General features: G+C 61.7%; 22 protein-coding genes. 16 read left to right on the top strand and 6 right to left on the bottom strand.

The features are described 5' to 3' along the window. The first annotated feature begins 182 nt into the window (after positions 1–182). Positions 183–2,261: a DEAD/DEAH box helicase gene (locus tag K1X11_RS10320; protein ID WP_221032257.1), complete on the top strand. Its 2,079-nt coding sequence runs from the start codon at positions 183–185 to the stop codon at positions 2,259–2,261. Here K1X11_RS10320 and K1X11_RS10315 read toward each other — a convergent pair. Further along, the gene (locus tag K1X11_RS10315) at positions 2,236–3,018 is read right to left on the bottom strand and encodes a DUF3667 domain-containing protein (protein ID WP_221032256.1); all 783 of its coding nucleotides are present in this window, start codon (positions 3,016–3,018) and stop codon (positions 2,236–2,238) included. The genes K1X11_RS10320 and K1X11_RS10315 overlap by 26 nt on opposite strands. A 242-nt stretch (positions 3,019–3,260) precedes the next feature. Here K1X11_RS10315 and K1X11_RS10310 point away from each other — a divergent pair, with 242 nt between their 5' ends. Further along, a complete protein-coding gene (locus tag K1X11_RS10310; RefSeq protein WP_221032255.1) occupies positions 3,261–3,749 on the top strand; it encodes a DUF3299 domain-containing protein in 489 nt (162 codons plus the stop codon). Between the two features lie 32 nt (positions 3,750–3,781). Here the strand turns inward: K1X11_RS10310 and K1X11_RS10305 are convergent, their stop codons facing one another. Then, complete coding sequence (locus K1X11_RS10305) at positions 3,782–4,237, bottom strand: acetolactate synthase (RefSeq protein WP_221032254.1); 456 nt, start codon at positions 4,235–4,237, stop codon at positions 3,782–3,784. A 103-nt stretch (positions 4,238–4,340) separates the two neighbouring features. Between K1X11_RS10305 and K1X11_RS10300 the strand changes: the two genes are divergently transcribed. From K1X11_RS10300 to K1X11_RS10290, 3 genes are all read left to right on the top strand, one after another. Continuing rightward, positions 4,341–5,270: a cation diffusion facilitator family transporter gene (locus tag K1X11_RS10300; RefSeq protein WP_225919605.1), complete on the top strand. Its 930-nt coding sequence runs from the start codon at positions 4,341–4,343 to the stop codon at positions 5,268–5,270. 74 nt (positions 5,271–5,344) lie between these two features. Beyond that, positions 5,345–7,159, top strand: a complete 1,815-nt coding sequence (locus K1X11_RS10295) for a phosphoenolpyruvate carboxykinase (GTP) (protein ID WP_221032253.1) — start codon at positions 5,345–5,347, stop codon at positions 7,157–7,159. Positions 7,160–7,276: 117 nt separating this feature from the next. Beyond that, the gene (locus tag K1X11_RS10290) at positions 7,277–8,125 is read left to right on the top strand and encodes an HDOD domain-containing protein (protein WP_221032252.1); all 849 of its coding nucleotides are present in this window, start codon (positions 7,277–7,279) and stop codon (positions 8,123–8,125) included. Positions 8,126–8,134: 9 nt separating this feature from the next. Here K1X11_RS10290 and K1X11_RS10285 read toward each other — a convergent pair whose 3' ends face one another. Then, on the bottom strand, positions 8,135–8,647 hold the full coding sequence (locus K1X11_RS10285) for a DUF456 domain-containing protein (RefSeq protein ID WP_221032251.1): 513 nt from the start codon (positions 8,645–8,647) through the stop codon (positions 8,135–8,137). A gap of 116 nt (positions 8,648–8,763) precedes the next feature. Between K1X11_RS10285 and K1X11_RS10280 the strand changes: the two genes are divergently transcribed. From K1X11_RS10280 to K1X11_RS10250, 7 genes are all read left to right on the top strand, one after another. Next, positions 8,764–9,621, top strand: coding sequence for an HDOD domain-containing protein (locus tag K1X11_RS10280; protein WP_221032250.1), 858 nt, complete (start codon positions 8,764–8,766; stop codon positions 9,619–9,621). A gap of 200 nt (positions 9,622–9,821) precedes the next feature. Then, entirely contained in the window at positions 9,822–10,385 is a 564-nt protein-coding gene (locus K1X11_RS10275; RefSeq protein ID WP_225919604.1) for an RNA polymerase sigma factor, read from the top strand. A gap of 6 nt (positions 10,386–10,391) precedes the next feature. Then, entirely contained in the window at positions 10,392–10,859 is a 468-nt protein-coding gene (locus K1X11_RS10270; protein WP_221032248.1) for a hypothetical protein, read from the top strand. A gap of 47 nt (positions 10,860–10,906) precedes the next feature. After that, positions 10,907–12,781: an RDD family protein gene (locus K1X11_RS10265; RefSeq protein ID WP_221032247.1), complete on the top strand. Its 1,875-nt coding sequence runs from the start codon at positions 10,907–10,909 to the stop codon at positions 12,779–12,781. A 36-nt stretch (positions 12,782–12,817) separates the two neighbouring features. Continuing rightward, positions 12,818–13,027 carry a hypothetical protein gene (locus K1X11_RS10260; protein ID WP_221032246.1) on the top strand — a complete coding sequence of 70 codons (210 nt, stop codon included), beginning with the start codon at positions 12,818–12,820 and terminating at the stop codon, positions 13,025–13,027. Positions 13,028–13,073: 46 nt separating this feature from the next. Next, a complete protein-coding gene (gene purE / locus K1X11_RS10255) occupies positions 13,074–13,562 on the top strand; it encodes a 5-(carboxyamino)imidazole ribonucleotide mutase (protein WP_221032245.1) in 489 nt (162 codons plus the stop codon). A gap of 60 nt (positions 13,563–13,622) precedes the next feature. Next, positions 13,623–14,783, top strand: a complete 1,161-nt coding sequence (locus tag K1X11_RS10250) for a 5-(carboxyamino)imidazole ribonucleotide synthase (protein ID WP_221032244.1) — start codon at positions 13,623–13,625, stop codon at positions 14,781–14,783. Between the two features lie 12 nt (positions 14,784–14,795). On the opposite strand, the gene K1X11_RS10245 is transcribed toward K1X11_RS10250, so the two are convergent. Further along, on the bottom strand, positions 14,796–15,422 hold the full coding sequence (locus K1X11_RS10245) for a nucleotidyltransferase family protein (RefSeq protein WP_225919617.1): 627 nt from the start codon (positions 15,420–15,422) through the stop codon (positions 14,796–14,798). A gap of 2 nt (positions 15,423–15,424) precedes the next feature. Next, complete coding sequence (locus K1X11_RS10240; RefSeq protein ID WP_221032242.1) at positions 15,425–16,477, bottom strand: XdhC family protein; 1,053 nt, start codon at positions 16,475–16,477, stop codon at positions 15,425–15,427. Between the two features lie 152 nt (positions 16,478–16,629). Here K1X11_RS10240 and K1X11_RS10235 point away from each other — a divergent pair, with 152 nt between their 5' ends. Further along, positions 16,630–19,380 (top strand): TonB-dependent receptor plug domain-containing protein, encoded by a 2,751-nt coding sequence (locus K1X11_RS10235; protein WP_221032241.1) that lies wholly within the window; start codon positions 16,630–16,632, stop codon positions 19,378–19,380. A 191-nt stretch (positions 19,381–19,571) separates the two neighbouring features. On the opposite strand, the gene K1X11_RS10230 is transcribed toward K1X11_RS10235, so the two are convergent. Further along, positions 19,572–19,841, bottom strand: coding sequence for a hypothetical protein (locus K1X11_RS10230; protein ID WP_221032240.1), 270 nt, complete (start codon positions 19,839–19,841; stop codon positions 19,572–19,574). Between the two features lie 556 nt (positions 19,842–20,397). On the opposite strand from K1X11_RS10230, the gene K1X11_RS10225 reads away from it, so the two are divergent. The 3 genes from K1X11_RS10225 (at position 20,398) to K1X11_RS10215 (ending at position 25,826) form a co-directional block, all read left to right on the top strand. After that, the gene (locus K1X11_RS10225) at positions 20,398–23,193 is read left to right on the top strand and encodes a TonB-dependent receptor plug domain-containing protein (protein ID WP_221032239.1); all 2,796 of its coding nucleotides are present in this window, start codon (positions 20,398–20,400) and stop codon (positions 23,191–23,193) included. A 107-nt stretch (positions 23,194–23,300) separates the two neighbouring features. Continuing rightward, entirely contained in the window at positions 23,301–23,861 is a 561-nt protein-coding gene (locus tag K1X11_RS10220) for a hypothetical protein (protein ID WP_221032238.1), read from the top strand. A gap of 48 nt (positions 23,862–23,909) precedes the next feature. Continuing rightward, a complete protein-coding gene (locus K1X11_RS10215; RefSeq protein WP_221032237.1) occupies positions 23,910–25,826 on the top strand; it encodes an alpha/beta hydrolase family protein in 1,917 nt (638 codons plus the stop codon). The last annotated feature ends 1 nt before the right edge of the window (position 25,827 follow it).

Here is a 25,827-nt window from a genome sequence, read left to right as displayed (position 1 = left end):
GGTGGTCAAGGCCTCTTGGCGGGTGTCGCGAATAAGATGAGGGTTTGTTTCACAAATGTTACGCGATATAAGGAAGTTTTGAGAGCGGGGGCCCTCGGAGGGTTTTTTTGTAATCTGAATGCGCTTGGATTCGCCGTCGACGGATTGACGTGAGGGGCCGGGCGGTGGAGCGTCCGCGCGGCATGGCGCGATTTGGATCCGATGACTGGGCGGCGGGTTTGCAGCGCTTGATGCTGCCCGATGCGTGGCAGGCGGAGGCGATCCAGGCACTGGCGGCGGGGGAGGATGTGGTGGTCGACGCGCCGACGGGGGCGGGAAAAACCTACGTGTTCGAGCGTTGGGCGGAGCAGGCAAACTTTGGGCGCCGGGCCATATTCACTGTTCCCACGCGGGCATTGGCGAATGACAAGTATGCCGAGTGGCGGGAACGCGGTTGGCGGGTGGGCATCGTGACAGGCGACGTGACGGTGGATCCGGAGGCGCCGGTGGTTGTCGCTACGCTGGAGGCGGTGCAACGGGAACTGACGGCCATAGGAGCGACCGGGGAATCGCGACTGCTGGTGGTCGACGAATACCAATGGATCGCTGATCCGGTGCGGGGAAACCACTACGAAGGCGTGTTGCTCGCGTTGCCGGTCACGGTGCAGTTGCTGCTGTTGTCCGGTTCGGTGGGCAATCCGGGGGACGTGCAGGCGTGGTTGCAACGATTGGGACGGAGCGTGCGGATGGTGCGCACGCGGGTGCGGCCCGTGCCGCTGGAAGAATTTGATGTGGATGACCTGACGCGTGGTCTGCCGCGGGAGATTCAGGGTTTCTGGGCGAAACGTTTGGCGGGAGCGTTGCGCGAAGGATTGGGCCCGGTGTTGGTGTTTGCGCCGCATCGGCGCGACGCGGAGCGATTGGCGCGGCAATTTGCGCGGGAGGTGCCGTTGAGCGAACCGCTGACGTTGACCACGGCGCAGGAACAGGCGGCGGGACCGCAGTTGGCGCGGTTGTTGCGCCAACGGGTGGCCTATCATCACAGCGGATTATCGTATCTGCAGCGAGCCGGCGTGGTGGAGCCGCTGGCCAAGGCCGGGCAGTTGCGCGCGGTGGTCGCGACGCTCGGGCTGAGTGCGGGGATCAACTTCTCGCTCCGCTCGGTGATGGTGACGGCGGAGCGGTATCGGGTGGGGCACGTGGAGCGACCTATCGCGCCGCATGAGTTGCTGCAGATGATCGGGCGCGCGGGACGGCGCGGGTTGGATGAGGTCGGTTACATGCTGGTGAGTTTACGCACGCCGCGCATGGGGCGAGCGGCGCCGCAGCGTCTCAAGCGGGCGACGCCGATGCCGTGGACCTTCCTGCTGCGCGGCCTGCGGGTGGGTGATGACGCGGCGCAGCTGGTGCGCGATTGGGGCGCGCGGTTTTACGCGCCGGAACCAATCGCGGTGGGCAACGAAGTGACGGGACAACTCCCCGCGGAGGTCACGCTACCTTGTGCTCAAAAAACGGATACAGGGCGAGCGCGGGTGGTGCGACGCCGGCGCAATCCGTTTCGTGGGTGCCGCGGGTGTGAGTGGCGACGGGAGTGTCTGGCGTTGTCGCCGCAGCCGACCTTGTTGTGGTCGTTGCAGCGCTTGGGGGTGCTCGACAAACAGCTGCGGTTGACAGCGCGCGGGGCGATCGTGGCGAGCTTCACCGGACCGGAGGGGTTGGCGTTGGCGGCGGCGCTGGAGAGCCCGCGGTATCCGCTGGATGATTTGTTGTATGACGCGGCCAACCTTTTTGCCGGCGAGCGTTTCTGCGGCGATGATCCGCAGCGGATCGGCCGGCTGCTGCAGGTGGCGGAAAAGGTGTATCGGCGTTTCGATTTTCCGGGCTTTCTGAGCGAAGGCGTGCCGACCGGTTATGGGGCGGGCGCGTCGGAAGTGGTGCAGGCTTTGACCGAACGCACGGCCAAGGCGTCGACGGTGATTGCCGAGCTCGAGCAGGCGGGACGCGGTGACGTGGATCGACTGCTGACAGAATGGCGTTCCCTGCTGCGGCAGGTGGCGCACGCGGCCCCGTTGGACGGCGATGGATTGAGCCCCGCGGAGTTGAAGTTGGCTGAGCGATGGGACGTCTTTCGCGGACTGTGCCGGGCGACGCTGGATGCGCAGGGTCGCACGACGCTACCGGAGGTGCCGCCGTTGAGCGCGGAGCAGCGCAAGCCGATCGAACACCGCTTCCGGCGACTGCGGCCGGGCGAAGGTCTCACCCGTCAAGCTGCAGCTGGCTGACTAGCACGACGCTGAAGCTGACGACCACGACGAGGAAAATGCAGAACGCGGCGGTGAAAAGCACGCCGGTGCGCCAGAGGGTGCCCCAGATGCCTTTGCGAAAAACTTCGGCGAAGAGCAGCGGCACATAGAGGGCGGCGTAGGTAAACGCGAGGGCTTGGGCGAGACCTGCCAAGGGAGACCAGATCAATTCCAAGAGGCCCACCCATCCGCCCGCAAACAACAGGAAGGTGAAGTAGAAGGCGCCGATGTGCAGCGCGACGACGAGGTGTTCCAGGTAAGCGAAGCCGGATCGCCAAAAGAGAACGCGCGTGGACAGGGCCAGGAGCGGTAGGAGGACAAAGAGGACCTTGGGCCCATAAAACAACACGAGTTCGATGACCTCGTCCCGGGTGGGGAGGCGGAGGCTCTCCCCGCGTTCGTTGGTCATGCCTTCCTGCAGACCGGCGATGAAGTCGCTCAGGTCTTCAGCCTCCTCTGAGTTGTCGGCAACGACGATGTCCTGCGGGAGCTCTTTGAGGCCTTGTTGGAGGTCTCCCGCGGGTAGTTCCGGCATCTCCAAGGTGGTGCGCAGCGGCAGCGACAGGAAATAGACGAGCGTGATGAAGAGGTAGAAGCGCAGCGGTGGCACCTGGCTCGCCCGGCGTCCCAAGAGGAAGGAACGCGTCAACCGGCCGGGGAGAAAAAGCAGGTAGACGACGCCGCGAGCGAAACGACCGTCGAGATGAAAAAAGCTCTCAGCGGCTTCACTGAGCATGCTCCAAAAGCCTTGGCGGAAATCGAAATCGCGTTGTCCACATTTACTGCAGAATTGGCCGTGGAGCGGGGTGCCGCAATTGAGGCAATGGCCGGGGAGCGGAGGCGGAGGCTCGGAGCGGGAGAACACGATGGGCGCAGAGTGTGCTGATCTGCAGCGGTTTGAGAAGCGTGAAGGTGGTGCGATGAGCGTTCAGCGGGAGCTGGCGTTGACGGGGCGTCCATGGCGCTCAGGTTGGGCGCATGCGAACGGTGCAACGAATCGGCCGGTGGGGAATGTTTTTGGTGATGCTGGCGCTGGGCGTGAGCGCAGCCGAGGTGCCCAAGCTAGGTTGGGAGAAGCTGGCCGGCTTCAAGTTCACGGCGCCGGCTTACGAACCAGGTCAGAGCGAGGCCGACATCGTGGCGGAGAGCACGGCGCAGATCCCGGAGGACATCGCCAGCTACAATGGTCGTGATGTCGTGCTGAGCGGTTTCATGCTGCCGGTCCGCATGGAGGCGGGAACGGGCAAGGTGGCGGAGTTTCTGTTGGTGAGCGACCCGATGGTCTGCTGCTACGGCGCGGTGCCGGCGGTGAATGAATGGGTGACGGTGCGGTTGGCCAAACCGATCGAACCGTTGATGGATGTTACCTTGTTTTTCCGAGGACGACTCAAAGTTGGTCCGGTGATGGACAATGGTTACCTCACCACCATCTACGAGATGGATGAGGCGGTGGCGGTGAAGGAGTAGGGCGACGGGGCGCGTCGACCGGGGGACGGCGCTCAGCGCGAAATGTCAGCCTGAGTCAGAACCCGGAACCCGCAGTTGTTGAGCGCCTGGGCGGCGACCTCGGTGTCCTCGGTGCTGACAACCAGGCCGGGTTTGTCCATCGGGCGTATCAGGAAACTGTATACGTAGTGGATGTTGATCTCGGCCTCCAACAGGGCGCCGAGGACGTGCTTGACCTTGTGCTCACCGTCGAAATCCAGCGCGATCACGGTGGTTTCGGTGAACGGAAAATCGTTGTTGATCATCAGCTCCCGGGCGAGGTCGGGATCGTCGACCACCATGCGGAAGATCGAGCTGTCGGTGGTGTCGAGCACGGTGAGCGCGAGGATGTGCACGTTGTGTGACTGGAGCACTTGCGTCAGGTCGTAGAGACGACCCACCCGATTTTCGGCAAAGACAGAGAATTGTTTGACGGGATCCCGAGCGATCGCGGTGGAAAATTCCGACATGGTTTGGCGATGCTGGCACAACGCCGAAAGCGGTCAATTCTGGCCTCGCGGTGAGCGACGGGTAATCGCCAAAGTAGGCGGCTCGCCTCACTCCAAGTTCACCATGTCTGAATCGAATCCCCATCATACCATGGCGCAGCGCGCCGAGTCGGGTGGTGCGCTCGTGATGCGGGGCATTCTGCTGAATCTGGTGTTGGCCGCGGTGAAATTCACCGGAGGAATTCTGGGCAATACCTACGCCTTGGTGGCGGATGGGGTGGAGTCGGTGGCCGACGTGTTTTCCTCGCTGATGGTATGGGCTGGTTTTCGTTGGGCGGCGGCGCCGCCGGACGAGAATCATCCGTATGGCCACGGCAAGGCGGAGTCGTTGGCGGCGCTGACGGTGGCGTTGTTTCTGTTTGCGGCGACGGGGTGGATCGCGGTGCACGCGGTGCGAGAGATCGTGACGCCGCATCGGGTGCCGGCGCCTTGGACCTTGGCGGTTTTGGCCGGGGTGGTGCTGGCGAAGACGGTGTTTGCCCGTCGGCTGGAATCGTTGGGGCGAGCCACCGGCAGCACGGCGTTGGGGGCGGAGGCGTGGCACCATGGCGCGGATGCCATTACCTCGGCGGCGGCGTTTGTCGGCATCACCATTGCGGTGGTGGGGGGAGATCGTTTTGCGGCGGCGGATGATTGGGCGGCGTTGATCGCGTGTGGGGTGATCGGGGCCAACGGCGTGCGTGTCCTGCGGCAGGCGATCGGTGACATCATGGATCTGGCGGCGCCGGATGAAACGTCGGCCAAGGTGCAGGCGGTGGCCGCAGCGGTGCCGGGCGTGGAGGCGATGGAGAAAGTGCGCATTCGCCGCGCGGGCCTCAGTTATCTCGTCGATTTACACGTGAAAGTGGCGCCGACCCTGAGTGTGCGGGCCGGGCACGACATCGCAGGGGCGGTGAAACACGCGCTTTTGCGCTCTCCTTTGCAAATCACTGACGTTCTGGTGCATATAGAACCGGCAGAAAATGAGGATATGTGCGCAACTGATGAGCAGTGATGCACAGGTAATGGTGAGAGCAAAAGGGAGGTTTCCGGTTTACTCCGAGGGTTAACCCTATACCTCAAATGACGATGACATTACGCAACCCTGCCGCACCCCTCACCACCAACAAAAACCTGCTGAAGTGGGTGGAGAAAATGGCAGCTCTTTGCAAACCCGCCGCGATCCACTGGGTCGACGGCTCGCAGGAAGAATACGACGCCCTCTGCCAAACCTTGGTTGATGGGGGCACTTTCACCAAACTTAACGAAGATCTCTGGCCGGGCTGCTTTTATGCCCGCTCCGACCCCTCGGACGTGGCTCGAGTCGAAGATCGCACGTTCATCTGTTCCCTCTCCAAAGACAATGCGGGTCCGACCAATAACTGGGAGGACCCTTTTGTTATGCGGAAGCGGCTGAAGAAGCTCTTCGACGGCTGCATGGCGGGGCGCACGATGTATGTGTTGCCCTACAGCATGGGCCCGGTGGGTTCGCCGATCTCGCAGATCGGTGTGGAACTGACCGACTCCGCCTACGTGGTGGTCAACATGCGAATCATGGCGCGCATCGGCGCTCCCGTGATCAAAGAAATCGATAAGGACGAAAAGCGGGTTGTGCCCTGCATGCACACCGTCGGTGCGCCGCTCAAGGACGGTGAACCCGACGTCGCCTGGCCCTGCAACAAGGAGAAGTATATCGTCCACTTCCCGGAAACCCGCGAGATCTGGTCCTACGGATCCGGATACGGTGGCAACGCGCTGCTCGGCAAGAAGTGCTTCGCGCTGCGCATCGCCTCCAACATGGCGCGCGACGAAGGCTGGATGGCCGAGCACATGCTCATCCTCGGTGTCGAAGACCCGAAGGGCGAAAAGACCTACGTCGCAGCGGCCTTCCCCTCCGCCTGCGGCAAGACCAACTTTGCCATGCTGATTCCGCCGGAATCCATCGCGAAGGATGGTTGGAAGGTCTCCACCGTCGGTGACGATATTGCTTGGATCAAGCCGGACGAGACCGGTCGCCTGCGTGCGATCAATCCCGAAGCCGGTTTCTTCGGCGTCGCTCCCGGCACCTCCAACAAGACCAATCCCAACGCGATGAAGTCGCTGGCGAAGAATGCGATCTTCACCAACGTGGCGCTCACCCCGGAAGGTGGCGTCTGGTGGGAAGGCATGACCGACGAAACGCCAGCCGAGCTGATCGACTGGCGCGGCAACAAGTGGACGCCCGAGAGCGAAACGCCCGCCGCCCATCCGAATGCCCGCTTCACCGCTCCCGCGTCCCAATGCCCGACCATTGACGAGGCTTGGGAAGACCCGAAGGGCGTGCCGATTTCGGCGATCGTCTTCGGCGGCCGTCGTGCGACCACCATGCCGCTGATCTACCAGGCCTTCAACTGGTCCGGCGGCGTTTACATGGGCGCCACGATGGGCTCCGAAAAGACGGCCGCGGCCGCTGGTCAGGTCGGCCAGGTGCGCCGCGATCCGATGGCGATGTTGCCCTTCTGTGGTTACCACATGGGCGACTACTTCCGTCACTGGATCAAGATGCAGCGCTCGCTCGCCGAGACCCCGCGGGTCTTCAACGTGAACTGGTTCCGCAAGGACGATAACGGCAAGTTCCTCTGGCCGGGCTTCAGCGAAAACATGCGCATCCTGCAGTGGATCGTGAATCGCACCCGTGGCAGCACCGCCGCCAAGGAGACCGCCGTCGGTTGGCAGCCGCATTACGAAGACATCGACTGGACGGGTCTCGATTTCTCGAAAGAGGACTTCGACGCCCTGCAGGCGATCGATCGCGACATGTGGCGCAAGGAAATCATGGGCCACGAGGAACTGTTCCTCTCGCTCCATGATCACCTGCCCAAGGAGATGATCTACGAGCGCGAACTGCTCATCTGCCGCATGTAATTCGGTTTCGGGCTGCTCACGCAGACCGAAGACAGGTTTCAACGCCGCTCCGGTTCCGGGGCGGCGTTTTTGTTTGGGGTAAAGACCCGGGCTTTTGCGTCGATATGGGAAGCACCCATGAGCACCGCCGCCGCCACCCACGTCGTCTCGGACGACGCTTTGATTGCCCTCGCCGCCAAGCTGCCGGCCTCGCCCGCAATTCTGGCGGAGTTCAACGAACTGACCCTCGACCCGCACATGGTGATCGACGAAGCGACCGCGTTGTTGCGGCGCGATTCCACCCTGGCCGCCGGCGTGGTGCGCGTGAGCAACAGTCCGGTCTACGGCGGCGACCGTATCAGTGCGGTGGAAGACGCGGTGGCGCGAGTGGGCCTTAAAGAAGTTTACCGACTGGTCAGCTTGGCGACCACGGCCCGTCTGGCCGAACTGGCCATGCCGACCTATGGCGTTTTTGTGGGCCGCTTGGCCAAGTCGACCCTGTTGCACGGCGTCGCCGCCGAAACCTTGGCGGCCGAGTGTGGACTCGATCGGCGAGTGGCTTACACGGCCGCGCTGGTGCGAATGCTGGGCATGCGCATTGTCGACGCAGTGGCGCGCAACGCCGATTGGATCGGAGTCGCCGCTACGTCGGACTTGGTCGGATGGGAGCGACAAACCTTTGGCCGCACCAACCCCGAAGTCGCGGAGGTCGTGCTGCGGCACTGGCGTTTCGGCGAAGACGTGATCGAAGCCGTGCGGGAACAGTATCTCGAAGAGGGGCCCGAAGCGGCCAGCCTCATGGCCGTGCTGGTGAACGTGGCCGGTTCCTTCGTGGTCGGCGCAGACGCGGCGGTTTTGGGTGAAGTCCCACTGTGGCGGGCATCGCTGGAGAAACTGGCTGTGCTCGGCCTCAAGCCCGAGAAGCTGGAAGCCTTGCAAGAGCCGATCATGGAGGAGTTTGAACGCCTGCTTGAGGCGTTCGCCTGAGAGGTCGCCTCACCACGGCCAGTGCAGCCACGTCGGCCATTCCGGCCACTGCACGGTGAAGAGGAAGAGGCCGATCATGGTAAAGGCGCAGACCAAACGGCCGGCCGTGGAGAGCACAAATCCCACGGCAGCCCCCATCCCGGCGCGCAACGACTCTTGGTGCGTGCGTTTGGCCGCGTAGCGTTCCGCGACCACCGCGCCGAAGATCGTGCCGAGCAGCAGCGCGGGTAGGCTGAAGAACATGCCCAGAAATGCGCCGCCGCTGGCCCCGGCCATACCCCATTTGGTGCCGCCAAAGAGCCGCGTTCCGACCAACACGCCCGCAAAATCCACGATCACCGAGACAAACCACACCAGGCCGACCCAGCCGATGTGGGTCCAGGTGAGGGATTCGGGCAGCAGCAGCTTATGCACGATGACGCCCAGCAGCATCAGGGTGGTGCCCGGAATGATGGGAATCAGCACGCCCAGGAGGCCGGCGAGCAGGAGCAGGGTGGTGAGGAGCCAGACGGCGAGTTCCATGGGCAGAACGACACCATGGGATGGGCTGAAGTTGCAGCGAGGTGAAAACGGAGCGCGAAGAAGTAGGTAGATCCACTCAAGCCAATGCCAATCTGTGACGTTTACACACGATACCCATGTTAGCCGCTGACTTGCCGAGTTATGCCTTTGAGCGCGCAGCTGAGAAGCTGTCTGCCGGGCCGCGCGTGTTTGCTCAGCTGGTGGAAATGATGCTCGATCCGCGCACCGACATCGAAGGGGTGGCCGATCTGTTGAAGCGCGATGCCGTGCTCTCCGCCCGGATTTTACGGGTGGCCAACAGTGCCGCGGTGGGTGGGCAGGCGTCGGGTTCGATTGCCGATTTGGAAGAGGCCCTGCAGCGGGTCGGATTGAGCGAGGTGTATCGTATCGCGGGTATCGCAGTCACTTTACAAAGTGCGCACGCGTCGCTCCACGCCTACGGCATCGGCTGCCAACGACTGCGGGAGAACGCGCTGTTTGAAGCCGTTGCGGCCGAAGCGATCGAGACCGTGCTGGATGGGCAATACCGGATGGCCTACGCGGGCGGCTTGCTGCGCAACTACGGCCGGCTGTTGCTCGATCGGGTGGTTCAGCTCTACCGACCGCACAGCACCTCCTACCATGACAGTCCCTTTGGGTCTCTGGTCGAGTGGGAGCGGGACAATTTTCGCACCACCGGCGCGCAAGCCGGCGCCGATCTCATGCTGGCCTGGCGTTTCCCCGAAGCTTTGGTGCTAGCGGTCCGGCACGCGGCGGCACCGATGGAAACCCGCTCCAAGTTTCGTCTGGCGACCGTATTGAACTGTGCGGCCGCGATGGCCTCGGCCGCCGGGCACGGGTTGCCGGGCGAAGACGACTTGTGGGAGGACGACGCGCAGGCGCGGGAGCTCCTGGGCTTGGACGGTGACAAGGCGACCTTGGCCAAAGAAACCGCGCTGGGGCATTTCGAGCGCTGGCGCCAGCTGATGCAGTAGGACCCCAATTCCGGGGCGGGCGGCGTCGCCGAAACTTTTTCGGCGAAAGATGGCGCGGGCAAACTGCTGACAGCGAGGGGTTTGATTATGCTCGCCGCCGTTTGTGCGCTGGCGCAGAGGTTTTTTGCAACTCTGCGCCGCGGTGCGGTGTTCTCGGCATGAACGATGAAGCTCCAGTGCAATCAGAACCCTCGGGGAACATGACCCCGGTCGATTTCACGACGTTTATGCGAAACTACCAAGACATGGTTTACTCCACCGCGGTGCGCCTCTTGGGCAATGAGGCGCAGGCGGAGGATATTTCGCAGGAGGTTTTCCTGAAGGCCTACGAACGCTTCGACGATCTGGGCACCAGCCCGACGGCGGGCGGGTGGCTGAAGACGGTCACCACCAATCTCTCGATCAACCACCTGCAACGCTACCGGAAGCGCTGGAGCTTTTTCTCCGAGCTGGTGCGCCGTGGCGGCGATGGCGAAGACGGCGACGAAGTTGAGTTTGCGGCACCCGACAGCGACTTTCTATCCGATCTGAACCAGGGCGACCGCCGCGAGTGGGTGGAGCGCGCGCTCGAACAGCTCCCGGATCACCAACGGGTGCCGCTGGTGCTCTATCATTTTGAAGAACAACCCTACGAGGACATCGCCCGGCAGCTGGGCGTGTCTTTGTCCAAGATTAAAACCGATATCCTCCGCGGCCGGGCCGCGCTCGCGCAGATCCTGATGCGCAGCGGCACCGAACACGAAGCCATCACAGCCCAACGATAAACCGTCATGGCCCGACTCACTCCCGAACAACTCGAACAAAAGATCCATGCCGTGCTGCGCGAGCAGCCGCCCCGCCGGGCGCCCATGTCGCTCGAGTCCCGCGTGCTGGGCGAGATCGCGCGTCGCCAGGCGCTGCCGTGGTGGCACAAGAGTTACGCCTACTGGCCGCAGCCGATGCGCCTCACCTTCCTCGTGATCGCCTGCGGACTGGCCGCGGCGGCGGTGCTGGGCTCGATGCATCTGGCCGGTCTGTTCTCGGCGGCCGCGATCACGTCCTTCTTTGAGCCGATCACCAGCGCAGTCGCCACCTTGCGCGCCGCGGGTTCGTCCTTGGGCGAACTGGTGCGTCCGCTCGTGCCGACTATCTCGACGCAGTGGCTCTACGTCGCGCTCGCGGTCATCGGGGCCTCCTACGCGCTCCTGGTGGGCGTCGGTGCGACGGCCTACCGCTTCTTGTGGCACCCCCAGCGCTGATACTGATGCGACCGACCCGCCGTGTAACCCTTCCTTCCCTTTTTCAAATGAAGTTATTGCGCATCCTTTCCTCCCTCACCGGCGCAGGCCTGGCCCTCGGGCTGAGCTTGGCGTTGCGCCTGCCGGCGCAAACCCCGGTCGAGGAACCGACCCCCGCGAACCCGACCGAAGAGGTGGCCCCGCCGCCCGAGTCGACGGATGACGCGGAACGTCCCTTGCGTGAGCTGGGCGTGGGCGAACCTGCGGCCGAAGCCGACGAGGCGGCCGACGAGGAGCTGGATAGCAACGTCGTGGTGGCCGTCGAAATCGGTGACAACGAGAGCGATGACGATGAGGACGGAACGGTCATCGTGACGCGTTCGCATCGGAGTAATTCGGAGAAGGTCAGTGTGGGTTCGGATGTCGACCTCGAGGCCGACGAGGAGACTGGCGATCTGGTGGCGGTGATGGGCAACGCGATCGTCGAGGGCATCGTGCGCGGCGACACCGTCGTTATTTTGGGTGACCTCACCCTGAATGGGCATTCTCAAGGCGATACCGTTAATGTGCTCGGCAACCTCACGCTCAACGGTGAGGCCGATCGTGATGTCGTGGCGGTCTTGAGCAGCGTGCAGCTCGGCCCCGAGGCGCACGTGCACGGCGATTTCATCTCGGTGGGCGGCCAAATCCAACGCGCCCCGGGCGCTCGGATCGATGGCGACGTGCGGGAGATCCCCTTCCTTGGCACGACCCATGTGAATTTTGAATGGCTCAAAGCTTGGGTGCAAAAGTGCCTGGTTTACGGGCGTCCCCTGTGGTTTGGCGAAAACCTCGGCTGGGTCTGGATGTTGGTCGGGACCGCGCTGGTTTTCTACATTCTGATCGCGTTGATCGTGCCGAAGCCGGTGAAGGCCTGCGCCCGCACGATGGAAAAGCATCCGGGCTTCTCCCTGCTCACCGCCGTGCTCTCCGTGCTGCTGGTGCCGTTGCTGATGATCGTGCTCGCGGTGACGGGGATTGGTCCGCTGGTGCTGGGCCTGCTGATGTTCTTCGTCGGGATCTTCGGCAAAGTGGTCTTCCTCGCCTGGCTGGGTCGGCGTTTCCATGGCGATCCGGATCGGATGGCCGCACCCGTGGCCGTGCTCATCGGTGGCCTGCTCACGATCGTGATCTACCTCGTGCCCGTGCTCGGATTTGTTTTCCAAAAACTCTCCGGCTTCCTCGGCAGCGGTATCGTGATCTACACCATGATTCTGGCGATGCAGGGCGACCGGCAGAAAGGATCGTCGGGCGGCAGTGGCGCACCGGCGGCTCAGCCCGTGCCTCCGCCGGTCGAACCCGCGGCCGGCGCGACCGAACCCGCCGCTGCGGCAACTGCCAACGTCACGCCCGCGCCGTCGATGACGGGTCCGCGATCGACGCTCGATCCGGAGTCGACCGCGCCTGAGTCAGCGGCGGAAAGCGCCCCGCCACCGCCGATGCCGCCGCCGATGCCGCCGCCGCCCATGCCGAGTGGCGCGACGATGGGAGGCGCTGCTCGCATGCAGTTTTCCACGCTGCCACGGGCGGGTTTCTGGGCCCGACTGGGCGCGACGCTTATTGATATCATTCTGTTGGCCATCGTGCTCAACGTGATCGAGACGCGCTTCTTCCACGCGACGGAATACTTCTTCCTGCTGGCCGGCGTGTATCACGTCGTCATGTGGGGGCTCAAAGGCACCACGGTCGGAGGTATAGTGCTGGGACTGAAGGTGGTGCGACTCGACGACCGCCCGATGGACTGGTCGATCGCGATCGTGCGCGGCCTGGGCTCCTACATTTCGCTTGTCGTGATCGGACTCGGTTTTGCGTGGGTCGCGTTCGATCCCGAGCGCCAATCCTGGCACGACAAGATCGCCGGCACGACGATTGTGCGGGTCCCCAAAGGCATTTCGCTCATTTGAGCAGTCACTGAACCCTCAACCTGAAGGACGATACTCATGACCTTTTTTACCTTTCTCCTGTGGTGCCTCCTGCTGGTGGTTTGCTGGCCGTTGGCTTTGCTGGCGCTGGTGCTTTATCCGGTGGTGTGGCTGCTGTTGCTGCCCTTCCGTTTGGTGGGCGTGATGGTGACCGGCGTGTTCCGCTTCCTGCAGGCGCTCGTGCTGCTGCCGGCGCGGGTGCTCGGGTGGCGACCGGCCACCGCCTGATAGTTTGGGGCTGACAGTTGATTGTTGCCCGCTGAATGCTCCTGCCATGGCCAAGCCACTGGTTGGAATCATCATGGGTAGCACGTCCGATTGGGACACGATGCAGCATGCGGCGGACACGTTGCGTGATCTCGGGGTCCCTTTCGAAAAGAGTGTGGTGAGTGCGCACCGCACGCCCGATCGCATGTATGACTACGCGCGCACGGCGGAGGAGCGCGGCTTGAAGGTCATCATCGCCGGGGCAGGGGGCGCGGCCCATTTGCCTGGTATGACAGCGGCGCTCACGCCGTTGCCCGTGCTCGGGGTGCCGGTGGAATCGCGCACGCTGAAAGGGCAGGACTCGCTGCTCTCGATCGTGCAGATGCCGGGCGGAGTGCCAGTGGGCACCTTTGCCATCGGTAAGGCGGGCGCGAAGAACGCGGCGCTGTTTGCGGCGGCGATGTTGGCGACGGGCAACAAGCGCATCAAACGCGCGCTCGATGCGTTTCGTTCGCAGCAGACCGAGACGGTGCTCGCGGCCCAGTTGCCGGATTAATTGGGGGCTGGGGCGGTTTAACCTTCCCGCGCTTCCGGTTTTCAGTTTTCAGCGTTTTTAATGATTCCTCCCGGCAGCACTCTCGGTGTCCTCGGCGGTGGCCAACTCGGTCGCATGCTCGCGCATGCAGCGACGCGCATGGGTTATCGGTTGCACGTCTTCGAGCCGGGCGAAAATTCTCCTGCCGGCGAGGTGGCGACGCGGGAGTTCAACTCGTCCTACAAGGAGATCGAGCGCTTGAAGGATTTCGCGCGCGGCTGTGCGGCGGTGACTTACGAGTTCGAAAACGTGCCGGTCGAGCCGTTGTGGGAGATCGAAAAGGTGGTGCCGTTGCGGCCGCATTGGGAGGTTTTGGAAGTCTGCCAAAACCGCATGCGGGAAAAGAAGTGGCTGAAGAAAAACGGCTTTCCCCACGTGCCCTTCGCCGAAGTGGAGGCCGGCGGCGATCTGGCGAAGGCGATCAAGCAAGTTGGCCTGCCGTGTGTGGTGAAGACCGCGGATTTTGGCTACGATGGCAAGGGGCAGATGCGCCTCAATACGACGGCCGAAGTGCCGGCGGCGGCCAAGGCCTTTGCCTCGCAGCGCGCGGTGGTGGAGAAGTTCATCGATTTTAAGTGCGAGGCTTCGGTCATCGTGGCCCGCAATACGCGCGGCGAGACGCGCACCTTTCCGGTGGCGGAGAACATCCACACCAAACACATCCTCGATTTCAGCATCGTGCCGGCGCGACTGCCGCAGGACGTGCAGGAGCGGGCGGCGGAGCTGGCGGTGAACATCGCCGAGGCGTTTGATCTGGTCGGCTTGCTGGCGGTGGAGCTGTTTGTGACCGACGACGGTGAATTGCTCGTCAACGAAATGGCGCCGCGCACCCACAACTCCGGCCACTGGACGCTGGATGGCTGCGTGAGCACGCAGTTTGAGCAACAGATCCGCGCGGTGACGGGTCTGCCGCTGGGCGATACGTCGCTGACGGTCGGCGCGGCCGTGATGGTCAACATCCTCGGGGATGCGTGGCAGTGGCAGGACGGCGAACTCGTCGGCGCCCCGGATTGGGCGGCGTTGCTCAAAGAGCCGCGGGCCAAGTTACACCTTTACGGTAAGAGCGAACCGCGGGTGGGGCGTAAGATGGGCCACTTCACGGTAACGGGCGACACGGCCGACGCGGTGCTGGAGCGAGCGCGAGCGCTCAAGGCGACCCTGCACGGCGAGGACATCGCCTGACCCGCGGGCCCTCTACCGATCCGAGACGCGTCGCAGGTCGTCTGGCGTATCGATATCCCAGGCGAGTTCCGGGGCGTCGACGGTTGCCACCGCGGAAGGCGGCAGGCTTTTGATCAAGCGGCGGGCTCCTTCATCACCGGTCAAATGAGCGAGCGCGCTGAAATGTGTGCGTTGGATCAATGTCGGCGCCCCCAAGTGTCCGTCGTAGGTCGAGGCGACGACCGCGTGGTCGGAACTCAAAAACGTATCCACGAGTTGGATAAGATGACGCGATTCCAGCTCGGGTTGGTCGCAGAGAGAAAAGAGGGCGGCATCCACATCGCGGGAAAAGGTCAGCGCGGTCTCAAGCCCCATGCGCAGAGACGAAGCCATGCCTTCCTCCCAAGCAGGATTCTCCGCGATCAACACGGGATGCGCCACCAAGGTGGGGCGGATTTCGCTGGCGTGAGCGCCCAATACTACGATCACCGGCCAAAGTGCGGGCGTCGCCAAGGCGGCTTGCACGGCGTTTTCCAGTAGAGGGGTGCCGCGCGGGCTGAGGAGTTGTTTGGTGAGACCGAGACGGCGCGAGGCCCCAGCGGCTAAAATTACGCAGGCGATGGACGTCGGAGGGCGTGGAGGTGGAGACTCGGACGTCATCATTATTCGGTGTTAATGGGACGCTGGCGTTGGCGCAGGGGCTGAGCGGAGCGCTGGTTCGTTTTGGCCTGAATCTCGGCGACGATGCTCAGCGCTACGGCATGTGGGCCGTCGCCGCCCAAGTCGAGTCCGACCGGGGAGTGGAGACCGCTATCCATTTGCTCGGTGGGCAGACCGGCGTCGCGCCAGATTCTTTGGCCTCTTTGTCGTGGGCCCAGCAGTCCCAGATAGGGGAGGCATAAGGGCCCGAGACTGCGAATAAGCGGAAGATCGAAGCGGTAGTGGTGCGTCATCACGACCGCGACGGTGCGATCGTCCCAAGCGAGTTTGGCGACGGCGTTTTCGGCCGGGAGCACCACGCACTGATCGGCGGTCGGAAACCGGTCTACGGTGGCCATTTCTGCTCTCGGATCGACCACTGTGACGCTCCATTCCATGTTTTTAACAAAATTTGCCAAAGGAATGGCGTCATCGCCGGCTCCAAAAATGACCACGTGCCACGGCGGCAAAAGCGTGACCTGCAGGGTGTGGCGCGATGCGGAAAGAGCGACTGGGGTGGGGGACAAGCGGGTTCCAAGCGGTCCACCCTCGTCGCGCCAGATGGTGCGCAGGAAAACCGGAAAACGAGAGCTTACACCCGAGATTACTTTAGCTACCCATGAGGGTGCTTCATGGATGACTTCCAAAAGAACGGAAATCACGCCATGGCAACCAGTTCCAACACCCCATAACAGGTCGTTTTCATCGGTCGTGTCGTAGGTTACGACCTCGTGGAGAAGGCCGGATTCGAGGAGCCTGATCGAGCGCGCTTGCAGGTCGGTTTCGAGGCAACCGCCGCTGATGGCGCCGATGCGTTGGCCGTTGGCCTGAAAGAGGGCCCTCGCTCCGACGCGTCGGTAAGACGAGCCCGAAATGTGCACCAGTGTGGCCAAAACTACCGGAAAAACCGCTTCATTTTGCAATGAATATGCAATCTTAAGCATTTTCAAAACCGGTTTTATGGGTTTGAAGCATTTGGCACGGTCGTAGCTTCGCGGCTCCTGATCGTGATTCACTCATGTGCACGATGATCCCAACAAACCCCTCGAAGGCCATCTTGGAGATGAGTCGTGTGGTGGTTTGGTGGTGATCAAAAGCGCTCATGAGTCTGGGGCTTTCCGCCAACGCGGGGAGTTTCCCAAGCAAACTACAACACAACTACAATACTATGAATATCCGTCCCCTGAAGGGACTTACCGTGCCGCTTGCCCTGGCTCTGGGCGCTACTGGCGTTCTGGCGCAAAGCACGGATGAGTCCTCCTCCGAAGATGAGGTCGTTCTCGAGAAATTCGAGGTTACCGGTTCGCGTTTGTCCGCGGCCACGGTTGAAGGCGCGCTGCCGACCGTTTCGTTCGACGCTGTCGAAATCGCGGCCTCTGGCGCGACCAACCTGCAGGAATACATGCGCGAGCTGCCGTATTCCGGCGGTGGTGGCACCATCGGCTCCAACTACACCAACGGTGGTAACGGCACGACGCAGATCGCTTTGCGTGGTATCGGTGGTGAGAACACCCTCGTTCTCGTCAACGGTCGCCGCATGACCCCGTCCGGCACGGGTTCGGCCGTCGACCTTAACGCCATCCCGTTCGCGATGGTCGAGCGCATTGAAATCCTCAAGAGCGGTGGTTCCGTGGTTTACGGCACCGACGCGGTTGCGGGTGTTATCAATGTGATCCTCAAGGAGGATGCCCGCGGTGGCAGTGCTTCTGTATACTACGGCAACACGACTGACACGGACGTCGCCAAGAAGACCGCCAGCTTCAGCGTGGGTGGCTCCGGTGAAGACTTCCGCTTCTTCATCGGTGGTTCCTGGGATGAGCAGGCCGGCCTCTACGCGCCGGACCGTGAGTATGCCATGGGTGGTGGTCACTCCACCTACGGTAACCCGGGTCGTTTCTTCTTCTGGGCCGACGACATGCTCGCCATCAATGCCGCCAACGGCACCACCGGCGTGCTCGACTGGACCCTGAAGCCCGGCGTGACGGTGGCCTCTTCGCTGACCGACTTCCAGCCGTGGGACAACCGTGCGCCTGAAGACGGCGGCTCCCGTTTCCCGTTTGAGGATTTTACCACCATGGTGAACCCGAACAAACGCTACAACGTGTATGCCAAGGCCTTTTATGACATCACTGACTCGATTGAGCTGTCGGTTGAAGCCAACTACGCGAATACCCACTCCGAGTTCCAGCTGGCTCCGTCTCCCTACTCCAGCTTCCAGGGCATCAATCTGAACAATTATTGGTATAACCAGCTATTCGGTGCCGCCGTCGCTACCGACCCCAACGACGTTCCCTACAACTACTACCGTTTCGTGGACTTTGGTCCCCGTCTCAACGTGGTTGATCGTGACGTCTTCCGTATCGTGGGTGCTCTCAACGGCGAACTGACCGACACCATCAGCTTCGAAGCCAGCTGGCTCTACTCTGAAGAGACCACCAGCGACAAGGAACTCAACGGTGTCGACCAAGCCCTCCTCGAAGGTAGCTACTCCGGCACCAACACCCCGGCTGACTACAACTACTTCACCCGTTCCTTCATTCTCGCCGATTCGGTTGGCGGCGGCATGATCGATCCGGACGCCCCCTACAACCCGCAGTCCCTCATCGATACGCTCAAAGTCGATAACACCACCGCACAGAGCTCCAAGACCCAGGTTTTCGATCTGCGTCTCAACTCGACCGAGCTCTTCGAGCTGCCGGCCGGCTCGGTTGAAGGTGTGCTCGGTTTTGAATACCGTCGTCAGGACGTGCTCTCCAAGCCGGACGCCATCAAGCTCTCCGGTTCCATCGGTTGGAACGCCGCCGACGGTATCACTGAAGGTGGTCGTCGGGTGAAGGGTGTCTTCGGTGAGACCGCTATTCCGATCATCGATTCCCTGTCCGCTACCCTCGCTTACCGCTTCGAAGACTACGAAAACGAATTCGAGGCCAAGGTGGGCTCCGCCGGCCTGCGCTGGCAAGCCATTGAGGACGAGCTGACCATCCGCGCCAACTACTCCCAAGGCTTCGTCGCTCCGTCGCTGCTTGACCTCTATAACCCGGGCTTTGAATCCTTCCCGGAAATCATCGACCCGCGTTTTGCCGCCAGCGATCCGCTTCGTCTCTACCAGATCTCGGTGAGCTACATCGGTTCGCAGTTCGGTGGTGATCCGCTCCTGCCGGAAGAGTCCGACATTTACTCCATCGGTGCCACCTACTCCCCGAAGGCCCTGCCGGGTCTCGAGCTCACGGTAGACTGGGCCATGATCGAGCAATCCAACCTCATCGCTTACTCGGTGCAGGGTGTCGTCAACGCCTGGGTGAACGACGGTGGTCCGAGCAACCCGAACGCGGTTTACTCCGATCGTATCGTGTTGCAGGCAGACTCCTCCGCTCCGGATGGCGTCACCATCGATCAGCTCCTTGGTGTGGGGCCGCGTAATGTCGCCCTTCAGAAGACCGAGTATGTCGACCTTGAGGCCCGCTACCGCTGGTCCAACACCGGCTTCGGTGACTTCGTTTCCGGTGTGAGTGTGACCCGCTACCTCACCCAGGAGAGCACCGCTGCCATCGGTGCGTCCTCCTTCAGCTACCTCGGTATCTTCGACGGTGACGTGGTCTTCCCGAAGTGGAAGGGGCAGGTTTACACCCGCTGGGCACACGGCCCGTTCGGCGCCAACCTCACCGCCAACTACATGGGTTCCGCGATCGATGACACCGGAGGAAAGCCTGAGATCGAGGCTGACTGGATCCTGAACGGTCAGGTGAGCTATCGCCTGCGCACCAGCGACCAGTTCGAGACCAAGCTCACCGTCGGTGCGACCAACATCCTCGACAACCCGCCCCCCACCAGCCCGGGCGCGTTCTCGAACAACTACTCGGAGCGTTCCTACTCTCCGCTCGGTCGCTTCCTCTACGTGCGCCTCGAGCAGCAGTTCTAAGATCCGCTTCGTTTCGATTTAGTTGATTCCATTCAAGCGCCCACCGGAAACGGTGGGCGTTTTATTTTGGATGGGAGCGAAGAATAGGAGAGGGCCCGGGGCTGCACAAAAAAAGTCCCGCCAAAGCGGGACTTTTAGAAATTGGAGGACACCGGCTAACTAGCTCGGTGGGGGGATGACTGAGGTTGGGATCAGTTATTCCCCAAGTCGCCGACGGTCTTCGGCGTCTCAAAGCCGTCGTGAATAGCAGAACCTTCCATCGTTGCGACCGGGGCAGCGGTTTTGCCGTCGACCGGTGTGCGGGTGCCCTTCTTGACCTTCACGCGAAGATTGGAGCCCGTGACCGTGATGTATTCGTATTCGTCGTCGGCTTTATCGGCGGAGGTTTTGCTGGCACAGCCGGACAGCGCGAAAGATGAGACGAGGATGAGGATTGAAGCAATTTTGGTTTTAGTGGTCATGGGTAGTGTGTTTTGCAGCTCGCGTGCCGGACGACACAGGAAATAGCAAACCGGTGTGACTACGGTGGGCAGGTTTAAGTTCCCTGAAGAACATTCCCTATGGCGGATTATTCTGAGATCTCAACTCGGACGCGCAATTAAATCGCAAAAAAGATAATGTATCATGATGATGAATACAATCTGGGGCGCTGTGATGGTGCGCCCTTCTATGAAAATGATGAATAGCAGGGCGCCGGTTGAGGGTGAAATAACCGGTTGGAACCGGTTCAGGGGGTTCGTTCAAAGCATCGATCGTCGTAAGTAATTGAATACAAGTAAGACGAGGCGGGATTATCACCCTTTGCGTAGCGGTTCGATTGCGGGAATCTCATAAGTATAACCCGGGTAATAGTTTAAACCGGTTCAGAATTTTGCAGAAACGTTAGTTCGTTCTTGTGCGGTATTGCCGCGGGGCGTAGCGCAGCATCCGAATCAGCCCGCCTCGGCGGACGGATTCAGGATCAACTACAACACAACAGAACGAACTATGAACATCCGTCCCTTCAAGGGATTCGTGATGCCGCTTGCGCTTGTCATGAGCGTGGCCGGTAGCTCCGTGGCCTTCGCCCAGAGCACTTCCGAATCCTCCGACTCGTCCGAAGATGAGATCGTCCTCGAAAAATTCGAGGTCACGGGTTCCCGTATCAAGCGTCTCGATGTCGAAACTCCGAATCCGGTGGTTTCGCTGAACGCGGGCACCATCGAATCCATGGGTTTTCCCACCATCGCTGATGCGGTGCGGGCGCTTCCCTTCAACAATGGTCAGGCCCTGACGCCGACCGATTCCGGCACCAGCTTCACGCCCGGTGTGAACTCCTTCAACCTCCGCGGTCTCGGCAACAATGGCACCCTGGTGCTCATCAATGGCCGCCGTGCAGTTCCTTATGCTGCGCCGGGCTTTGATGGTTTCCAGACGGTGTTCGACTTGAACTCGATTCCGGACGCCGCGATTGAGTCTCTCGACATCCTCAAGGACGGTGGTTCCGCCCTCTACGGCTCCGATGCCGTGGCCGGTGTGGTCAACTTCCGCCTGAAGAAGAGCTACGTCGGTGCTGAGGCCTCCCTTACCGTCGGTAACTACTTCGACACGGATGGCCTGATGAAGCGCGCCAGTCTCACCTTTGGCACCGTGGGCCGTGACACCAGCATCTTCACCTCGATGAGCTGGGAAGAGCAGAACTCAGTGTTTTCCCGCGACCTGCCGTATTCGGCTGACGCCGACAACACCTCGATCGCCGCCGCCAACTACGGCCGCTACGAAGTGAATGACGGTGGTCTCGAGGCCGCTGGTTACACCTCCCTCGACGCCTACCTCGCTGACGTGGGCCTCACCACCCCGACTGCCGACGGTTACTGGGACCAAACGTCCTCCCGCGGTTATCCGGGTTACCTCACCGTCCCGGGGGTGGGTCGACGCACGTTCGCTAGCCCGACCAACAATCCTACCGAGGCCGGTGCTTCCAGCGCTACGAATTGGTATAATTACAACCTGACCAACGGCATGTTCCCGGAGACCCAGCGTTTCAATGTCTTCACCCGCATTGATCACGACATCACCGAGAACTTCTACGCCTTCGCGGAACTTTCCTTCAGTCGTTCTGAGGCCGTGGTTTACTCCGCCGCCACTCCGGTTGACATCGAAACCTCCCAAGGTCTCTCCGTTGGCAGCCAACTGACCTACCCGGCCTACAACCCGTTCAACGTCTGGAACGTCGACGTCGTTAACGGTCGTCGCCGTCTGGTTGAGCTTCCGAACCGCATCAACGATGTGACCTCCGACACGCCGCGTTTCCTCGTCGGTCTCGGTGGTGACTTCGAGAAGATGGGCGGCTTCTTCGAGGAGTGGAACTGGGAAGTCGGTGGCATGTATTCCAAGAACACCGTGCTCAACATCTCCCGCAACGCGGTGCCGGACTACAAGATGCAGCAGGCCTTCAACGGTCTGACCCGCCTCGGTGACGGTTCCCTCGTTTGGGACACCGCCACTCCGCTTGATGAGCGCGTTTACTTCAACTGGTTCGGCGAGAACGAAGAAGCGTTCGCCAACTTCCTCGCGGTTGAAAACCCGAACTCCTCCTCGATCGAATACCGCGGTGTTGACTTCCGCCTCGACGGCCCGCTGGCCGATCTCCCGGGTGGCCAGGTTGGCCTCGCCATCGGTGGTGAACACCGCCGTGAAGACTTCGAAGACATCGCCACCGATCTCAATGCCACGGGCATGATCCTCGGCGGTTCCGAAGGCACCAGCTCCGCCGGCAGCCGCGACCTTACCGCGCTCTACGCCGAGGTCAGCCTGCCGCTGCACGAAATGCTCGAGATCCAGCTTGCTGGTCGTTACGAGGAATACTCCGACGACGGTTTCGAGAAGAAGATCCGTCCGAAGGCCGCCATCAAGTTCCGTCCCCTCGACTGGCTGATCATTCGCGGTTCCTACGCCGAGTCCTTCAAGGCTCCGGACCTCGCCTATCTCTACAACGCCGGCACGACGACCTTCTCGTCCAACACGGTGTTCGACCCGGTGACCCAGCAGGAAATTGACCAGATCCAGGTCAAGTCCGGCGGCAACCCGGACCTCCAGCCGGAGACGACCGACACCTACTACGTCGGTTTCTCCATCGAGCCCGAGGGTCGCCTCGAGGGCCTCAGCTTCTCGGTTGATTACTTCAACTTCCAGCAGAGCAACCTCCTCGCCCAGCTCTCCGACTTCTATGGTTACGCTGAATTCCTCAGCGAGGCCGCCGCTGGCAACTCCCTGTTCGCTGGCAAGGTCGCTCGTGACCCGAACACCAACCAGGTGCTCTTCATTCGCGACGACTACGCCAACATCTCGGAGGCTGAATACACCGGTTACGACTTCGACGTCCGTTACCACTGGGACACCAACGCCGCTGGCAGCTTCGCCGTCGGTGTGTCCGCCACCTACCTCGACAGCTACACGCTTGATGGCTCCGAGCAGGTTGGTGGTTACCTCACCGCGGAATGGAACGGTAACGCGTCCTTCGGTTGGACCTACAAGGACTGGGGCGTGAGCACCTTCGCCGTCTATCGCGGCAAGCGCACCCGCTCGCTGTCCTTCGGCAACATCTTCACGGCTGATGACACGCTCTACCTCGTCTACGACGTGGATCCCCAGATCACGGTCAACGCCTCCGTCACCTACAACGGTTTCGAGAAGACCAAGCTGCTCCTCGGTGTGAACAACCTCCTCAACGAGGATCCGCCTCTCGACGGTTTTGACGCCTCGGGTTCCACCCCGGGTGTGAATGATCACTCGCCTGCCTTCTGGTATGCGAAGATCACCCGCGAGTTCTAAGCGCGGACCAAGTCTTCACTATATTAGGTAAGTCTTACGGCCGTGCTTCCATCCCGGGAGCACGGCCTTCTTTCTTGGTTTCCTTACCCCGCCCACTTTCGAATGTCATGAAATTCCTGATACTTCCGTTGCTGGCTGCAGCCCTTTGGGCCCAACCGACCTCCCCGTCGTTCGTCGACAGTTTGCCCGCCGAGGCGCGAGCCACGATGGGGCTGGAGGCGCTTACTCCGGCGCAACTTGCCGTACTTGAGGCCGCTGTTCAGAATTACGTCCATGGTCGTTCCGCCTCCTCGTTGGCGGAAAAAGAGGAGGAGTTGGTGTCGACCCGGCAGCAACTGGAGGAGGCGCAGGCGGTCATCGCCGAGCAGGAAAATGCGTCCGACCAGTCCCTCATCCAGCGCGCCAAGGTGCTGCTCACGCCGGGCACCAAGATTGAATATACCACGGTCAGCTCTCGCCTCACCGAGGAGTTCCGTGGCTGGAATGCCGGCACGCTTTTCCGCCTCGAAAACGGCCAGGTCTGGCGCGTCGTCGAGGGCAAATATTGGTCTCCACGCGAGGACGCCGGCAAGGCGGTGACGATCAAGCCCGGCATGTTGGGCAGCTTCTTCCTCGAAATTGAAGGCGTGCGCCAGACTCCCCGCGTGGAGTTGGTCAGCCGCAACTGATCGATCAACCTCATCCGGCGCGGCGAATCCCGCGCCACCTTTTCTTTTATGTTCTGCTTCTCCCGCCTCCTTCGCGCCGCATTCGTCAGCGCGACCCTCTCGGTGTCGTCGTTGCTTCCGAGCACGCTTACCGCCGCGCCACTTTCCCCGGAGCTGGCGTCCCGCAAACCGGAATTTATCAACGTGCAGCTTTCGCCCGACGGCACCGCCATCGCCTATCGGCGCGTGGGGGCCGACGACTTGATGAGTCTTGAGATCCTCGATCTTGCCAGTGGCGAAAAGCAGGGGGTGGCCGGGACGGAGAATGCCGATGTTGGCACCTTCATTTGGATTGATAACCGCCGCCTCGGTATGGTCCTCACCAAGGACAAACTCCACGGCCTGGGCATGTTTGTTTACGACCGCAAGACCGGACGTCTCGCGCGGGTGAACGAAGGTGTGCAGGGCTTCGTAAGCGTGCCGCGCGACGGGGGCAATCGAGTCTACGTCCGTTCCTACAGCGATGAAGCTGGCGTGCTGATGGAGATCAGCACCTTGGTCGATCTCAACAATCGCCAGGCGACCTCCAACATGAGCGCCGTGCGCAACCGCTTCCCGGCGGTCCCGCAGGGCATCGTGCTCAATTACATCCCCAACGTGGCTGGTGAGCCCGTGTTGGCGGTGAGTTTCGACGAGGGGCGCATGTTGACCTTCCTGCTCGATCGCGAAGAGGAAAGCTGGTCGTCACTGCCACTGGATCCCGAGGAGACTCCGATCCTGGCCGTGGCCGAAGACGACATTACCGCCTGGGTATCCCGCCGCACGGCGGATGGAGGCAGCAGCATTTATCGCTACGATCTATTGGCGCAGGAGTGGGGCGAAGAGGTGTATCATGATTCCGACTACAACTTGGCCACCACTCGTCTGGTGTTGAGCCGGGACGGACAGAAATTGGAAGGCGTGCAATACACGCGAGTGCGCACCCATTCCGAATGGTTTGAAGACCGACTCGCCGTCGTGCATGAGCGTCTCACTGCCGCCTTGGAGGGATACGACATCGTGTTGACCGACCGCGCCAGCGAAGCCGAAAAAGCCATTTTTGTGGCGGTGAGTTCGACCGAACCGGGACAGTATTTCCTCGCCGATTTGGATACCGGTGCGATCCAGCACGTAGCGGCTTCGGCCCCGTGGTTGGCCGGTGTGCCGCTCTCTCCGACCTCCTCGTTTGGCTATCCCGCTCGCGACGGGCTTCGCCTGCAGGCCTACCTGACTTTGCCGGCCACGTCGGACGCCAAAAAACCGTATCCGCTTATCGTGCTTGGACACGGTGGTCCGTGGGCGCGGGACGTATGGCGTTACGATGGTGAAGTGCAGTTCTTGGCCTCGCGCGGCTTCGCCGTGCTCCAGCCCAACTACCGCGGCTCGACCGGCTTCAGCGTCGCAGTCTCGGAGACGGATCGCTTCGACTATCGAAAGATGCACGACGACGTCACCGATGGGGTGAAGGCCTTGGTCAAGGCCGGCATCGCCGACCCGGATCGCCTTGCGATCATGGGGGCGAGCTTCGGTGGTTACCTGGCTGTCGCCGGAGCGGCGTGGGAACCTGACCTCTACCAAGTCGCCATTACCAACGTGGGCGTCTTCGATTGGGAGATGCGTATGACCGACCAGAAGGGGCGGTCTTCGTTCGCCTACCAATGGCAGCGCAAGCACCTCGGCGATGACAAAGAGAAGATCGCGCGCTTCTCGCCGATTCACTACACCGACAATATTCGCATTCCGATCTTCATCGCCCACGGTCGGAAGGATCCGAATGTCGATATTTCCCAATCGGTGCGATTGGAGCGGGCTCTTAAAGCACGCGATGTGCCTTACGAGACCTACTACGAGAAGGACTCCGGACACGGTTTTGGGGCCGCTGAGGCGCAGGCCGCCTATCTCGAGGCCGTGGATGCGTTCCTGCAGCACTACTTCTTCAGACCGTAGC

This window comes from Actomonas aquatica, assembly GCF_019679435.2.
Lineage (GTDB): Bacteria > Verrucomicrobiota > Verrucomicrobiia > Opitutales > Opitutaceae > Actomonas > Actomonas aquatica.
This window is presented reverse-complemented; position numbering and strand designations above follow the sequence as displayed.